This window comes from Bacillus sp. EKM208B (genome assembly GCF_011800725.1).
GTDB classification, from domain to species: domain Bacteria; phylum Bacillota; class Bacilli; order Bacillales; family Bacillaceae; genus Bacillus; species Bacillus velezensis.
The window spans coordinates 1-213 of sequence record NZ_JAANHO010000066.1; the positions used below are offsets into that span (position 1 = coordinate 1).

At 58.2% G+C, this 213-nt stretch carries 1 protein-coding gene; it reads right to left on the reverse strand.

What is annotated here, in order from left to right; translation table 11 throughout:
- Positions 1–213 (reverse strand): hypothetical protein (locus tag G9F75_RS19900; protein WP_167409350.1); only part of this gene is annotated, 213 nt, incomplete at both ends.

Genomic DNA, 213 nt, shown 5'->3' on the forward strand with positions numbered 1-213 from the left:
GCCGCGCAGGCGTCATAACGGTCTTCAATCGGTCCTTCGCCGTCAGCCGCACATACGGCGCCGCTTATGTCCTCAGCGTTCATTCCGCCATACAGCGTCACGTATCTGAAAGACTCTTCTTGTCCGCCGCCTTCATCCGGCGGTGATTCCTGCCACTTTGGCTGAAGCAAGAGCGGTTTTTCCTCCGTGTCCTCTTCCAGAAAACGGGCGGTG